Source organism: Clostridium paraputrificum, assembly GCF_900447045.1.
GTDB lineage: Bacteria > Bacillota > Clostridia > Clostridiales > Clostridiaceae > Clostridium > Clostridium paraputrificum.
In genome coordinates, this window is record NZ_UAWH01000005.1 from 959,395 (window position 1) to 975,231 (window position 15,837).

The window sequence follows — 15,837 nt, forward strand, 5'->3', positions numbered from 1 at the left end:
TTCAATACTTTTTTTTATTTACTTTTATATCCTAAGTCATAATAAAAATGTTAAAATGATATCATCGAGTTTTCAAAGTATAGAGGGATGGTGTGGGAATGTTATCAAAATTCAGTGTAAAAAAGCCACTAACAATTATAGTATCAGCAATATTAGTAAGTATATTAGGATTTATTTCATTTTCGAAAATGACTACTGATTTACTTCCAAGCATGGATTTGCCATATGTTATTGTTATGACTACTTATCCGGGTGCAAGTCCTGAAAAGGTAGAGTTATCAGTTACAAAACCACTAGAACAAGCCTTAGCAACTACAAGTGGAATCAAGGGGATAAACAGTATATCTAGAGAAAATTCTAGTATGATCATGTTAGAATTTGAGCAAGGTATAAATATGGATAGCATCATAATTGAGATGAATAGTAAACTTGATATGGTAAAGGGACAATTAGGAGATGAAATTGGAACTCCTATGTTCATGAAGATGAATCCAGATATGATGCCAATTATGGTTGCTAGTGTAGACTATAATAGCAAAGATGTAAAAGATTTATCTGAGTATGTAAGCAATGATGTTATTCCAGAATTTGAGAGAATTGAGGGAGTAGCATCAGTAAGTGGAACAGGATTAGTTGAAGAAAGCATAAAAGTTCAATTGAATGAAGATAAAATAAACCAAATAAATAATAAGGTTTTAGCTACAGTTGATAGTTCATTAGCAGAAGCTCAAGCCAAGTTAGACCAAGGTAAAAAGCAAATTGCAGAAAGTAAAAAATTATTAGAAAAAGAAACACAGTTAAAGACAGAAGATTTAGTGGAAGGTAGCTTAGCTATTCAGGATGGAAAGTTAAAGTTAGAAGATGCACTAGAGAATTTACCCAAAACTAAGGAAGAGTTAATAAGTCAAAAAGAACAATTAATAAAACAAAAGGAAGTTTTAGATAAACTAATAGAATTTTTTAATGGGTTAAATATTCCTGTTAGCGATGAAATAAAAGCTTTCTTAAATCAAATATCAGCTGGAGTAGATACTATTGATAAAGCAATAGCTTCAATTAATGAAAAAACTCCAGATTTAGAAAAACAATTAGAGAATTTAGCAGAAACTCAAAAGCAAATTGAAGTGGGGAAATTAACTTTAACAAGAGAATTAACAAAAGCTTCAATTACTTTAGATAACGCTGAAGTTGAATTAAATAAAGCCTATGAAGAATTTGAAAAATCAAGAGATGAAGCATATAAAAAGGCTGGCATAGGTAGTGCAATAACAAAGGATACTATAAGTAAGATATTAATGGCAGAAAACTTTAGTATGCCTGCAGGTTATTTAGTAGAAGGGGACGAACAAATTCTTGTAAAAGTAGGAGATGCATTTACAAGTTTAGATGAATTAGAGAATTTGGTATTATTTAATGTTCCAGTAGATAATGTTGGAAACATTAAGTTAAAGGATATTGCAAAGGTTGAAATGGTAGATAACTCTAGTGATATGTATGCAAAGATAAATGGGAATGATGGAGTTATTCTTGCATTTCAAAAGCAAAGCACTTCATCCACAGCAGAGGTATCAGACAAAGTAAATGAAAAAATAGAACAACTTCAAGAAAAGGATAGCAATTTACATATTACTCCTCTTCAAGACCAGGGGGTATATATTAATATAGTAATTAGTTCTGTATTAAATAATCTTGTTTTAGGTGGATTATTAGCAGTAGTAATACTATTTGTATTCTTAAAAAATATAAAACCAACAATAATAATAGCTTTAAGTATTCCAATAAGTTTATTATTTGCAGTTGCAATGATGTACTTTAGTGGAGTTACAATGAATGTTATATCATTAGCTGGACTAGCTCTAGGCGTTGGTATGTTAGTAGATAATAGTATTGTAGTTATAGAGAATATTTATAGATTAAGAAATGAAGGCATGGGTATAAAAAAGGCGGCAGTACAAGGAGCATCACAAGTAGCAGGTGCAATAGTAGCATCAACCCTTACAACAATCTGCGTATTCTTACCTATAGTTTTTACTGATGGATTATCAAGACAGTTATTTACTGATATGGGGCTTACAATTGCATATTCATTAATAGCAAGCTTAATAGTAGCTTTAACTTTAGTACCTACAATATCTTCAAAGGTATTAACTAATCTTGATGAGAAAGAGCATGGGTTATTTGATAGATTTGTGAATTTTTATGAAGGGTTACTTAGAAAAGCTCTTAGATATAAGTGGGGGGTATTAGGTGCAGTAGCTATATTGCTGGTTATAAGTTTTATTGGTGTTATGACAAAGGGAATGATATTAATGCCAGAAATGGATAGTCTTCAAATTTCAGTTACTATGAGTATGGAGAAAGATACTTCTCAAAGTGATTTGAGAGAAATGAGTAACAAGGTAATTGAAAGAATTACAGAAATAGATGACGTAGAAACTGTTGGGGCTATGGAATCTGGAGCAGGAAGCTTGATGGGAGGACAAAGTAAATCTATTTCTTATTATGTTCTTTTAAATGAAGATAAAAAAGCAACAAGTAAGGAAGTTTCAAAAGAAATTGCAGAAAAAACTAAAGATTTAAATTGTGACTTAAAAATAAATTCCTCTACTATGGATATGTCTGCTTTAGGGGGCTCTGGTGTTGAGGTGAAAATAAAGGGAGACAACTTGGATACATTAAAATCCATGGCTAAAGATATAGCTGGAATTCTAGAAAGTGTAGAAGGAACTAAGGAAATTCAAAATGGATTAGATGAAGGTTCTATGGAAACTAAGATTACTGTAGACAAGAATAAAGCTATGGAACATGGACTTACAGTAGCACAAGTATATCAAGATATAGCTTCTGCAATAAAGAGTGAATCAAATTCCACAACTTTAAATTTAAATTCTAAAGAATATCCTGTGGTATTGGTTAATGATGATGCAAAATCATTAACTAAAGAAAAGCTAAATAATTATGAAATAATTTCAACTGTTAATGGCGAAGAGAAGAAGATAAAACTAACTGATATTGCAGTTATAAGTGAAGAGGAAAGTTTATCAAGCATAAATAGAGAAAATCAAGTTAGAAATATATCTGTAAAAGCTGGGGTTGATAGTGATCATAACGTTGGATTAGTTAGTGATGATGTAGAGAAAAAATTAAGTACTTATAATGTTCCAGAAGGATATACAGTAGAAATGGGTGGAGAAAAAGAATCAATGGATAGCACATATTCAGACTTAGTAAGTATGTTATTGCTTGCAATAGTATTTATTTATGCTATCATGGTTGCTCAGTTCCAATCATTCCTATCACCATTTATAGTTCTATTTACAATACCATTAGCATTTACAGGTGGATTACTTGCATTATTATTAACAGGTTTCAATTTAAGTATGATAGCAATGCTTGGATTCTTAGTTCTTGCAGGTGTTGTAGTTAATAATGGTATAGTGTTCGTAGATTATGTAAATCAATTAAGATTAGAGGGAGTAGATAAGAAGGAGGCTCTAATAATTGCTGGTAGAACAAGAATTAGACCTATTCTTATGACAGCATTAACAACAATACTTGGATTATCAACTTTAGCTATGGGAATTGGAATGGGATCAGATATGATTCAACCTATGGCAATAGTAACTATAGGTGGATTAACATATGCTACTATATTAACATTGTTTGTGGTTCCAATAATGTATGATATTCTTCATAGAAAAGAGTTGAAACCTATAGAAGTAGATTAAGGATAAGAAAGATAATATAAATAAGGAAGTCACTCCAATCTGGAGTAACTTCCTTATTGTATTTTTAAAACCATTTGCTACGCTGGTGGTTCTAAAGAGCTTTTAGTGGTAAGTAGAAAATAGAAAACCTCCGTTGTAAAGTTATGGTAGGTTTAGCGACCAAAACTATAATACAAGGAGGTGTGTCCATAATGGACAATAGTAGTTTAACACATAGCAAATGCATGCAAAGATCATATAAATACGCTTGTTAGTATACCACCGAAATTGAGCGTAGCTCAATTTATGTGATATCTAAAAGGTAAGAGTTCATTGATGATATTTGATAGACATGCAAACTTGAAATATAGATATTGCATATGAGCAATTGAGTTTAAAACAATATATTGACCAGTTTACGGGTGAGGTGGTAAAAGGAAGCAAAAAAAGCACCTTTTAGGTGCAGCATGTAAAAGTATGCGGTTGGCAAACTGTTTCAGTGTGCGAGTAGCACAGCCTTATAGGTGCAGAACAAACCACCCGTTTTACGGGTGGTTCTGATTATCTTTATTAACTTTTTTATCTATATTATCTTAAACTTATTTCCATGGTGCTGCATCTGATGGCATTCTCCAATCACCTCTAGGAGAAAGTGATATACTACCAACCTTTGGTCCATCAGGAAGAGCGCTTCTCTTAAATTGTTGAGTGAAGAATCTCCACATAAATTTGTCTAACCATTTTTGAATTTCTTCATCACTATAATCATTTTTAAATGCTTCTTTTGCTAGGAAGTATATTCTTTCCTTTGAAGATCCATGTTTAATAAAATGATATAGGAAGAAATCATGTAGTTCATATGGTCCAACTATATCTTCTGTCTTCTGGGCGATTTCACCCTTGGCATCCTTTGGTAAAAGTTCTGGGCTTACAGGGGTATCTAAAATATCAAGTAAAGTTTCAGAAACTTCTTTGGAAACTTCCTTTTCAGCAACATATCTAACAAGATATCTTACTAATGTTTTTGGGATAGAAGGATTTACTGAGTACATTGACATATGATCACCATTATAAGTACACCATCCTAATGCAAGCTCTGATAAATCACCAGTACCAATTAGTAACCCACCTTCTTTATTGGCAATATCCATAAGTATTTGAGTTCTTTCTCTTGCTTGAACATTTTCATAAGTTACATCATGGATATCCTTATCATGGCCAATATCTTCAAAATGTTGAAGAGCAGCTTTTACTATATTTATTTCTTTTAAATCACAACCAAGTTCCTTGCATAGAGTAAGGGCATTATTATAAGTTCTATCTGTAGTTCCAAAACCAGGCATTGTAATAGAAACTATATTTTCCATAGGTAGATTCAATAATTTAAATGTTTTAACAACTACAAGTAAAGCTAAGGTTGAATCCAGACCACCTGAAATTCCAATAACAGCTTTCTTTAAACCAACATGTTCAAATCTTTTTGCTAATGCAGCAGACTGAATGTCAAATATTTCCTTGCATCTTGTTTCTCTTTCGTGCTCATTAGAAGGAACAAAAGGATGCTTATCTACAAATCTATCAAAAGATTTTAGCTTTGTATCATCATAATTAAATTTTATGATTTTAGGTTCAATATTAACTTGTTTTGAAGAGTCTCTAAAGCTTAAGTTCTTCATTCTTTCGGCTTTTAATCTGAATAAATCGATTGTTCCATAAATTACGTCATTATCTCTTTGGAATCTTTTATTCTCTTTTAATAAGGTACCATTTTCACTAATTAGTAAATGTCCACTAAATAAAAGGTCAGTAGATGATTCATGAACACCTGCAGAGGAGTATACATAGGAACATAAAGCTCTAGCACTTTGATTAGAAATAAGAGATTTTCTATATTCCATCTTACTAACTAATTCATTTGATGCTGAGAGATTACCTATTATATTAGCACCCATTAAAGCTAAATATGAGCTTGGTGGTATGGTAACCCACAAATCTTCACATATTTCAAAAGCATAATTAAAATCTTTACATGAGAATATTAAATTAGTTCCAAATGGAATATCTTCTTGGAAAGGAAGAGATACAACCTTATCTCTAACACCTACTCCTTCTGAGAACCATCGTTTTTCGTAAAATTCACTATAATTAGGAATAAATGATTTAGGCACTATTCCTAATACCTTACCTTTAAATAAGACAAAAGCACAATTGTACAGTGTAGCTTTGTGCAAGAATGGTGCACCAACAGCTATTAAGATATCTAAGTCTTTTGTAGAAGAAAGTAAGTTCTCTATACCTTTTAGAGAGTTATTTAGCAAAGTGTCTTGAAGAAAAAGGTCTCCACAGCTATAAGAAGTAATAGATAGTTCGGGAAAAACTATCATTTTTGCATTATTCGACACGGCGTCATTAATGCAAGTCAGTATGTTTTTAATATTAAATTCAACATCACTTACTCTAGTAACAGGGCAAGCTGATGCAACTTTTATGAAATCCATAATAATTCAACTCCAATTAATATATTCTTACTAGTGTATTATTTGAAAAAATCTAATTATATAAACATAATAAGATGAAAATATTAGAAAATCAATGAAAACAAAAGAAAGGGAGAGAGATATTCTATAATACAGTATTAAATAACTTATAAAGGGTAAAAATAAACTTTGTATAAGGTTATTTGTTCTTGTATAATAAAAGCATAAAGTAAATAATATATAAATAAAATAGTAAAAGTGGTATAATAATATCATGTATGGGAGTAAATCCCAGAGGAGGAGGGAAAAATAATGATACCTGCTATTATATTATGGTTGGTTATTGGCGTAGGGGTAATACTACTTGATATTGGTACAAGTTTATTCTTATTTGTATGGTTTGCAATAGGATCTGTAGTTGCAATTATTGCTGCTTTAGTTGGTTTAAGTTTTGCATGGCAGCTAATATTGTTTGGAATTTCAAGTATAATTGCAATTTCAATAGGTTATCCTTGGTCAAGGAAAAAGTTTAAGAATACTGTTAATCGTACTAAGCTTATGGAAGAAGAGTATATAGGAAAAACTTTTATCGCCTCAGAGGATATAGATTATAGATATAGATTCAAGGTCAGTGGAATCTATTGGACAGGCGAAAATAAAGGAGAAAAAATATTAAAAGGCCAAAAGTTCCAAGTAGTTGGAATTGAAGGAAATAAATTAGTTATTGAAGGAATAAGGGAGGAATAATAATGGTTGGATTAATATTATTAGGGGTAGGATTATTAATAGTTCTTATAATAATTCTATCATCAATTAAAATTGTTAATACTGGATACTTATATGTAGTTGAACGTTTTGGTCAATTCCATAGGATATTAGAACCAGGTTGGCATTTTACTATACCTTTTGTAGACTTCGTTAGAAAAAGAGTATCTACAAAGCAACAAATTTTAGATGTACCACCTCAATCAGTTATTACTAAGGATAATGTTAAGATATCTGTTGATAATGTAATATTCTATAAATTACTTAATGCAAAAGATGCAGTATATAATATTGAAGATTATAAATCAGGTATAGTTTATTCTGCTACAACAAATATGAGAAATATACTAGGTAATATGAGTCTTGATGAAATTCTATCAGGTAGAGATAAGATTAACCAAGATCTATTAAGTATTATTGATGAAGTTACAGATGCTTATGGTATAAAGATACTTTCAGTTGAAATTAAGAATATAATTCCACCAGCTGAAATTCAAAATGCTATGGAAAAGCAAATGAAGGCTGAAAGAGATAAGAGAGCTATGATTCTTCAAGCAGAAGGTCAAAGACAATCTCAAATAGAGAAAGCAAATGGTGAAAAGCAAGCTAAGATTCTTCAAGCAGAAGCTGAGAAAGAAGCTAATATTAGAAGAGCTGAAGGTTTAAAAGAATCTCAATTATTAGAGGCTGAAGGTAAAGCTAAGGCTATAGAACAAATAGCTATTGCAGAATCAGAAGCTATAAGAAAGGTGAACCAAGCGATTATTGAATCTGGAACTGATGAAAGAGTAATTGCATTAAAGCAAGTTGAAGCTCTTAAAGAAATGGCTAATAATCCAGCTAATAAGCTTATTTTACCAAATGAAACATTATCATCTCTTGGTAGCATAGCAGCAATAGGCGAAATGCTTAAGGGAGAAAAATAAGAATTATTTAAAAGTACTGTAGTTTCTACAGTACTTTTATTAAAATTAGGGAAGTAGAGAGGAAGTTCATATGTTTATTTATAAATATGAAAAGTCAACTGGAGGTACATTATTTTTAAATGCAAATCATAGAGAAATAATAGATAGATGTGCAAAGGAAGGGTGGAGGTTTGTTAGTGCAATACCTACATACCAAAATGGTGAAGGAAAAGTAAGAGAATTTGATTTGGTTTTTGAGAAAGAAATAAAATAAAAATTAATTGTAATCACAAATTTTGTGGTTACAATTTTTTTTGTTAAAAATGTTGATTTTATTGCTTTAGTATGATAAAGTAATAAATAGATAAAGAAAATAAATTGGGGGTATAAATATGAGTTTAAAAAAAATAGTTAAAAAAGGTTTATTACTTACAATGATAGGGGCTATGGCTTTAGGGCTAGTGGCTTGTGGCGATAATAAGGAAAGTGAAACAAGTTCCTTAGATAAGGAAGAATTAGTATTGGGATTTGATGATACTTTTGTTCCAATGGGATTTAAGGATAATAATGGGGAATATACAGGTTTTGATATTGAAATGGCAAAGGAAATATCAAATGTTATGGGTAAAAAAATAAAGTTCCAACCTATAAATTGGAATATGAAAGAATCAGAACTTAACAATGGTAATATAGATTTTATATGGAATGGTTTTTCTATTACTGATGAAAGAAAGGAACAAGTTGAATTTTCAAAACCTTATTTAAGAAATAGACAAGTTATTGTAACTTTAGTTGGATCATCTATAAAAACTAAGGAGGATTTAAAGGGTAAGGTTGTTGTAGCTCAAAGTGAATCTAGTGCTATTAATGCTATTGGAGATTATAAGAACAATTTTAAGGAGTTAGTTACATTTGATACTAATGAGCAAGCTTTAAGAGACCTAGAGGCGGGAAGAGCTGATGCTATTGTAGCAGATGAAATTTTATTGAAATATTATACAAATAAAAAAGGTTCAGATAAATTTAATTTTCTAGAAGACAACTTTGGTGAAGAAGATTATGCGGTAGGTATGAAAAAAGGCGACACAAAGCTTGTGGAAGCATTTAATAAGGCTTATGACCAAGTTGTAGAGTCTGGAAAGGCATCAGAAATTTCAAAGAAATGGTTTGGTGATGATATAGTGGTAAAATAATTAATTTAAGGAGGAGTACTCTATGGAGACTATGATAGTAGAACTTATGCCACAGTTAGTTCAAGGCTTTGGAACGACATTAAAAATATTTATATTAACCTTAATTATGTCTATTCCGTTAGGGTTAATAATTGCATTAGGAAGAATATCAAAGTTAGGTTTTATAAGATGGATAACTGGAATTTACGTTCTTATAATGAGAGGTACTCCTCTAATGCTTCAAATTATATTTATATTTTTTGGATTACCTTTATTAGATATAGGAATATCAAGGTTTCCAGCAGCTATATTAGCATTAGTATTAAATTATGGGGCATACTTTGCAGAAATATTTAGATCTGGAATTCAATCTATAGATAAAGGACAGTATGAAGGAGCATATGTATTAGGATTATCAAATAAACATATATTCTTTAGGATAATACTTCCTCAAGCTTTTAAGAGAATATTACCGCCAGTGTCGAATGAGATAATAACTTTAGTTAAGGATACTGCTTTAATTTATGTTGTAGGGTTGGACGAGCTACTAAAGGTAGGGACTATAGCTTTAAATAGAACAGCATCATTATTTCCACTAGTAATAGTAGGGGCAATTTATCTATTATTTATTGGATTATTAACTAAGATATTATCAAATGTAGAAAAGAAATTTAGTTATTATGAATAGAGGTGATATTTATGCTAAAAGTTAGTGGGTTAACTAAGAGCTTTGGAAAAGTAGAGGTTTTAAAAGGGGTAGACTTAGAAATTAAATCAGGAGAAATATTAGTTGTTGTGGGGCCTTCTGGTGGAGGTAAGACTACTCTTTTAAGGTGTATTAATGCACTAGAGGAAGCAGATTCTGGGAATATAGAAATTAATGGCAAAGAATTATGCCATAGTGGTAAGTATATAGATAAAAAGGGGCTTAAAGATATAAGAAGAGATATAGGGTTAGTTTTTCAGGGATTTAATTTATTTCCTCATATGAGTGTTTTAGAAAATTTAATAGAGGCACCTCAAAAGGTATTGGGGATAAAAAAAGAGGTTGCTATAAATAAGGCTAAGGAAATTTTAGGATTTTTAGGACTTGAGGATAAAATTAATAGCTATCCATTTCAGTTGTCAGGTGGGCAAAAGCAGAGGGTTGCAATAGGAAGAGCATTAGCATTAGAACCTAAGCTTATATGCTTTGATGAACCAACTTCAGCTTTAGATCCAGGGTTAACAGATGAGGTGGCAAAGCTTATAAAAAGTTTGAGTTTAACTGGAATGGCTACCCTTATAATAACACATGATATGGATTTTGCTAAAAAGGTAGCACACAGGATTGTATCTATGGATAAAGGAAAGTTAATTGAAGGTTTAATTTTTGAACAAATTAATTAGGGGTAAGGGGAGATTTGTAATATAATCTTCTCTTTTTTTATAAAATAAATTTTGGGTAACAACTTATTAGTTGAAGCAAGTTGGTATAAAAAAGTGAGAAAAATATATGAAAAATCGACAAAATGATATGTAATTATATAATTTATTTATAAAATGAGAATTGTAATCGTGGAAAAAGGTCGAAAAATTAGTTATAATAAATTAAATTAAGCTTGTACAAAAGAGAAGGGATTGATTAAAAGTGGCTTTAATTGGAATATTAATTATTATTGTAGGGTTCGCATTAAAACTTAACACAATTGCAGTAGTTATATCGGCAGGTGTTGTAACGGGGTTAGTAGCTGATATGAGCATTGTAGAAATACTTAGAACCTTAGGCGAAACTTTTGTAGCAAAAAGAGAAATGTGTTTATTTCTTTTAACATTACCAGTAATAGGTTTGTGTGAAAGATATGGATTAAAAGAAAAGGCAATTATGTTAATAAAAAAGGCAAAAGGATTATCTACTGGTAAGATAATTAGTGGGTATTTATTTGTAAGAGAAATTGCTATTACACTATCAGTTAAATTAGGTGGACATCCTCAGTTTGTAAGACCTCTTATAAATCCAATGGCTCAAGGAGCAGCTATAGCAGAGTATGGAGAAATTGATAAAAAGGACGAAGATAAGATAAAAGCTTATTCTGCAGCATCAGATAATATAGCAAACTTTTTTGGACAAAACGTATTTATGGCTAACTCAGGAGTTTTATTAATTGCAAGTACACTTGGTACTTTAAATTTACCAGGGCTTGGAGAAACTGTTGATACACTAGCAATAGCTAAGGCATCTATTCCGGTTGCAATAATAGCCTTTATATTAGGTGTATTACAAAATTATTTATTAGATAGAAGCTTAAAGAGAAAGTACGGAATAAAGAAATAAACTAAGGAGGAAAATCTAGATGGATATAAAAGCACTTTCAGATATATTATTGAACATATTCTATGTCATGGTTGGATTAATGATGATATTAACTATGATATATACATTAAAAGATAAAAAACATAAAACTAGATATGGTACAGCGGCATTTTGGGGAATATTAGCAGTTATATTTATATTTGGACAGTTTATTCCAGCTGAAGTGGTTGGAGGGTTGATAATAGTTATAGCTATATTATCAGGATTTAATCAAGTTAATATGGGTACAATTAAGCAGTTAGATAATACTTTTTCTAGGGTTAAGGCTGAAAAGATAGGGTTAAAAATATTCTTACCATCACTAGTTATAGCTTTCGTTGCACTTGCAATTGCTCAATTTACACCTATATCTGGTGTGGCAGCTATAGGTATTTCAGCAGTAGCAGCTCTTATATTAACGCTTATAATTACAAGATGTTCAGTTTCTGAAGTAGTGGAAGATAGTGATAGAATGCTTCAATCAGTAAGCTCTACAGCAATTTTACCTCAGTTACTAGCAGCATTAGGTGCATTATTTACAGCAGCAGGTGTTGGAGATATTATATCTAATATGATTTCAAATGTTATTCCAGAAGGTAATATTTGGCTTGGGATAACAGCATACTGTGTAGGTATGGCATTATTTACAGCAATAATGGGAAATGCTTTTGCAGCATTTACTGTAATAACAGTTGGTATAGGTGTTCCTTTTGTATTTATGCAAGGTGGAGATCCAATAGTAGCCTCAGCTCTTGCAATGACAGCAGGGTTCTGTGGTACATTAATGACTCCTATGGCAGCAAACTTTAATGTTTTACCAGTGGCACTATTAGAAATAGAAGATAAAAATGCAGTTATAAAAGTACAATCTGTATATGCCATAGTTTTACTTGCAATACATATTCCATTAATGTATTTCTTAGCATTCTAAAGATAAAGGAGAGATAGATATGAAAGTTTTAATAACAGGATTTGATCCATTTGGTGGAGAAAAAATAAACCCTGCATTAGAAGCAGTTAAAAAGTTACCTAATGAAATTTCAGGAGCTGAAGTTATTAAGTTAGAAATACCTACAGTTTTTAGAAAGGCATTAGAAAAGATAGAAGAGGCAATACAAGAACATAATCCAGATATAATAATATCTATAGGTCAAGCAGGTGGAAGATTTGGAGTTACTCCTGAAAGAGTAGCAATTAATATGGATGATGCTAGAATAGAGGATAACGAAGGGAATCAACCAATTGATATAGCTATATTTGAAGATGGAGAAAATGCATATTTTTCTAACTTACCTATTAAGGCTATGGTTAAGGAAATGCAAGAAGGTGGAATTCCATCATCTGTTTCAAACTCAGCGGGAACATTTGTATGTAATCATGTAATGTACGGTGTATTATATATGATTCATAAGAAGTATACAGGTAAGAAGGGTGGATTTATACATGTACCATATATTCCATCACAAGTAGTTACAAAGCCAAATACTCCAGCAATGTCCCTAGATGACATAGCTAAGGGATTAGAATTATGCATTAAGGCAGCTGTTGAAAATGACACGGATTTAAAAGCTGTTGGAGGGACTATCTGCTAATGAGTCAAATAAAAATGTTTGCTTATGGAAGTTTAAGAGAAGGCTTTTTCAATTATGATAAATACTTAAAAGGGAATGTCATATCTAATAGAAGGGCTAAGATTAAGGATGTAGTATTATATCATATGCCCTATAAAGGATATCCAGCTGTTTTAAGTGGTTTAGGTGAAGTAGTTGGGGAAGTTATGGAATTTTCTAATTATGATGAAGTAATGGAGGCAGTTGACAAGATGGAGGGAGTTCTTGGAGAAGGCAATCCTAACAATGAATATAATAAAGTCTTGGTTGAAGTAGAATTTGAAGATGGTACAAAAGAAAAGTGTTATTCATATTTTTATAATAAAAGTATTGATACAAGATTCCATGATGAAGCAGTTCTAGTTGAACATGGGGATTGGAAAAAGCATATGACAAAATAGGAAGAACTTAAAAACTCTTTCTTTACTAAGAATATTCGTAAGAAAAAAATCTTACGAATATTCTTTTTTTGAAGTAATTTAGCTAAATGCTAAATTCATATATAATTTACAACAATAAAATGAAAAAAAATACAAAATAGTATAAAATGTATAGTGGACTATTGTAACAGCTTGGGGGGAGCAAAATGAGTAATAAAAAAAATGGAATATCAGAAATAATTAATCACAGACATAGTTTAAGGTTTAAGTTGGTTGGAGAAGCCACCATTATAGGAGCTTTAGTTGGAATAGTAATTGTATTAAATAGAATATTAATTACTAAATTATCTCCTTTATTTAAAACTTTATATAGTGATGCTAGTAGTAGTTTCTTGAACTTATTAAAAGTTTTTTGTGTTGTAATTTTAGTTGGAATAATAGTAGGAATTATGGTGAAGAAGGAGCCTATGATATCTGGAAGTGGAATACCACAATTAGAAGGTATTTTAGGAAAAAAAATAAAGATAAATTGGTTGAAGGTATTATTTTATAAATTCTTCGGAGGAATTCTTAGTTTGTCTGCTGGACTTTCAGTTGGAAGAGAAGGTCCATCTGTACAAATGGGGGGAGCTGTAGGAGAAGGGTTTTCTAAGGTTTTTAAGAGAATAAATATTGAAGAAAAGTTTTTAATAACAAGTGGTGCAAGCGCTGGACTATCAGCAGCATTTAATGCTCCACTATCAGGAGTAATATTTGCATTAGAAGAGGTGCATAAAAATTTTTCTCCGTTAGTTTTATTGTCAGCTATGGCATCATCTCTAGCAGCAGATTTTGTTTGTAAACAGTTCTTAGGCTTAGAACCAGCTATGAGTTTTAAAAATGTAGATGTTTTTCCATTGAAATATTATTGGCTTTTATTGATTATGGGAGTTTTTGTGGGTATTTCAGGAATGATATTTAATAAGGGATTGCTTAAATCTCAAGATATATACGGAAAACTAAAAAAAGTACCTGTAGAAATTAAGGTTGCTATTCCTTTTCTTTGTGCAGCAGTGGTTGGAATAATGTCCCCTATATTATTAGGTGGAGGACATGATTTAATAATATCTTTAGTTAATGAAGGTTTTACACTTAAAATCTTAATCATATTTCTTTTGATAAAGTTTATTTTCACCTTTGTTAGTTTTGGATCAGGAGCACCTGGAGGAATTTTCTTTCCATTATTAGTATTAGGGGCTTTGGTAGGAAATATATTTGGAGTTATTGTTTGTAATGCCTTTGGATTACCAAGTGAATATATTGTAAATTTTATTATATTGGCTATGGCTGGGCATTTTGCTGCAATAGTTAAAGCACCAATAACAGGGATAATTTTAATTACAGAAATGACAGGGTCATTTGAGCATATGTTAGCGCTAGCTTTTGTAGTTATTATTTCTTACTTAACAGCTGATATACTTAAATCAGAGCCAATATACGAAAGTCTTTTAGAAAGAGTATTAAAAAATAATAAAAGAGAAGCAGTTCTTCAAAAAGGAAATAAAACCTTAATAGAAGTGGCTGTATTCATGGGAAGTATTATTGAAGGTAAATACTTAAAAGAGGTAGATTGGCCTGAAGATTGTTTATTAGTGGCTATTAAACGAGGTGATAAAGAAATAATACCTAAAGGTAATACAAAGATAGAAGGTGGAGATTTTCTTGTGGTTTTAGTTGCTGAAGATAGAGTAAGTCAAGTTTTAGAGGAAATAGAAAGAATAGCTACTAAGGTTGTTGGCTAAAGAGTGGAGAGAGAGATGGGGAATGTGCTTAGTTTAGAAGGTATTAGTAGAGAATTTAATAATAAGGAAGTATTAAATAATGTTAATTTAAGTATTAAGGCTGGAGAAGTATATGGATTAGTAGGAGTTAATGGCTCTGGAAAGAGTACACTGATGAAAATTATCATGAATACTTTAAAAGCAACTAAAGGAAATGTTTATTTATTTGGTAATAAGGTTACTGAATATGATAAAGATGTTTACAAAAGGATAAGTGCAATTATTGAAACACCAATATTTTATGAGGAGCTTACCATAGAAAAAAATCTTGAAATAGTATGTAGATATATGGACTTAAATCATAAAGAAAGAATAGAGGAAGTTAAAAAGCTTGTTGGATTACATGGAGTATTAAAGAAGAAACCAAAGGAGCTTTCTTTAGGCATGAGAGAAAGGGTAGCAATAGGAAGAGGTTTATTAAATAGGCCGGATTTAGTTATTTTAGATGAGCCTACTAATGGGTTGGACATTATTAAAATTAAAGAGATTATAGATTTAATAACTAATTTAAAAAGAGAAAGGAAAACCTCATTTTTAATATCTACACATATGCTTGATAAACTAGAGGTGTTAGCTGATAGGGTGGGATTCTTATATAATGGTTCTATTGGCTATGAGTTAGGTGGATATGATTTAATTGATGAGAAGAGAGATTATGTAAAGCTTGTT

The 15,837-nt window shown here is 30.9% G+C and carries 14 protein-coding genes and 1 pseudogene; 14 read left to right on the plus strand and 1 reads right to left on the minus strand.

What is annotated here, in order from left to right:
* The first annotated feature begins 98 nt into the window (after positions 1–98).
* The gene (locus DR024_RS04560) at positions 99–3,728 is read left to right on the plus strand and encodes an efflux RND transporter permease subunit (RefSeq protein WP_111918230.1); all 3,630 of its coding nucleotides are present in this window, start codon (positions 99–101) and stop codon (positions 3,726–3,728) included.
* A gap of 216 nt (positions 3,729–3,944) precedes the next feature.
* Positions 3,945–4,167: pseudogene (locus DR024_RS04565) on the plus strand (transposase); the annotation flags it as partial.
* 139 nt (positions 4,168–4,306) lie between these two features.
* Here the strand turns inward: DR024_RS04565 and DR024_RS04570 are convergent.
* Positions 4,307–6,205, minus strand: a complete 1,899-nt coding sequence (locus DR024_RS04570) for an NAD(+) synthase (protein WP_027097294.1) — start codon at positions 6,203–6,205, stop codon at positions 4,307–4,309.
* A gap of 291 nt (positions 6,206–6,496) precedes the next feature.
* Between DR024_RS04570 and DR024_RS04575 the strand changes: the two genes are divergently transcribed.
* The 12 genes from DR024_RS04575 to DR024_RS04630 all read left to right on the plus strand — a co-directional run.
* The gene (locus tag DR024_RS04575) at positions 6,497–6,931 is read left to right on the plus strand and encodes an NfeD family protein (protein ID WP_207734691.1); all 435 of its coding nucleotides are present in this window, start codon (positions 6,497–6,499) and stop codon (positions 6,929–6,931) included.
* 2 nt (positions 6,932–6,933) lie between these two features.
* On the plus strand, positions 6,934–7,875 hold the full coding sequence (locus DR024_RS04580) for an SPFH domain-containing protein (protein WP_027097296.1): 942 nt from the start codon (positions 6,934–6,936) through the stop codon (positions 7,873–7,875).
* Positions 7,876–7,945: 70 nt separating this feature from the next.
* Complete coding sequence (locus DR024_RS04585) at positions 7,946–8,128, plus strand: DUF4177 domain-containing protein (protein ID WP_027097297.1); 183 nt, start codon at positions 7,946–7,948, stop codon at positions 8,126–8,128.
* A gap of 118 nt (positions 8,129–8,246) precedes the next feature.
* The gene (locus DR024_RS04590) at positions 8,247–9,047 is read left to right on the plus strand and encodes an amino acid ABC transporter substrate-binding protein (RefSeq protein WP_027097298.1); all 801 of its coding nucleotides are present in this window, start codon (positions 8,247–8,249) and stop codon (positions 9,045–9,047) included.
* A 22-nt stretch (positions 9,048–9,069) separates the two neighbouring features.
* A complete protein-coding gene (locus DR024_RS04595; protein ID WP_027097299.1) occupies positions 9,070–9,714 on the plus strand; it encodes an amino acid ABC transporter permease in 645 nt (214 codons plus the stop codon).
* A gap of 11 nt (positions 9,715–9,725) precedes the next feature.
* The gene (locus DR024_RS04600) at positions 9,726–10,415 is read left to right on the plus strand and encodes an amino acid ABC transporter ATP-binding protein (RefSeq protein WP_055184881.1); all 690 of its coding nucleotides are present in this window, start codon (positions 9,726–9,728) and stop codon (positions 10,413–10,415) included.
* Between the two features lie 241 nt (positions 10,416–10,656).
* Positions 10,657–11,340 carry a DUF969 domain-containing protein gene (locus DR024_RS04605; protein WP_049180371.1) on the plus strand — a complete coding sequence of 228 codons (684 nt, stop codon included), beginning with the start codon at positions 10,657–10,659 and terminating at the stop codon, positions 11,338–11,340.
* 19 nt (positions 11,341–11,359) lie between these two features.
* Positions 11,360–12,289 (plus strand): DUF979 domain-containing protein, encoded by a 930-nt coding sequence (locus DR024_RS04610; protein WP_027097302.1) that lies wholly within the window; start codon positions 11,360–11,362, stop codon positions 12,287–12,289.
* 19 nt (positions 12,290–12,308) lie between these two features.
* Positions 12,309–12,950, plus strand: coding sequence for a pyroglutamyl-peptidase I (pcp, locus tag DR024_RS04615; protein ID WP_055184884.1), 642 nt, complete (start codon positions 12,309–12,311; stop codon positions 12,948–12,950).
* Positions 12,950–13,369, plus strand: coding sequence for a gamma-glutamylcyclotransferase family protein (locus DR024_RS04620; RefSeq protein ID WP_034865866.1), 420 nt, complete (start codon positions 12,950–12,952; stop codon positions 13,367–13,369). The genes pcp and DR024_RS04620 overlap by 1 nt, the downstream gene beginning before the upstream one ends.
* A gap of 185 nt (positions 13,370–13,554) precedes the next feature.
* On the plus strand, positions 13,555–15,129 hold the full coding sequence (locus tag DR024_RS04625; RefSeq protein WP_027097305.1) for a ClC family H(+)/Cl(-) exchange transporter: 1,575 nt from the start codon (positions 13,555–13,557) through the stop codon (positions 15,127–15,129).
* Between the two features lie 15 nt (positions 15,130–15,144).
* The coding region (locus DR024_RS04630) for an ABC transporter ATP-binding protein (RefSeq protein ID WP_111918216.1) at positions 15,145–15,837 on the plus strand (693 nt) is incomplete at its 3' end.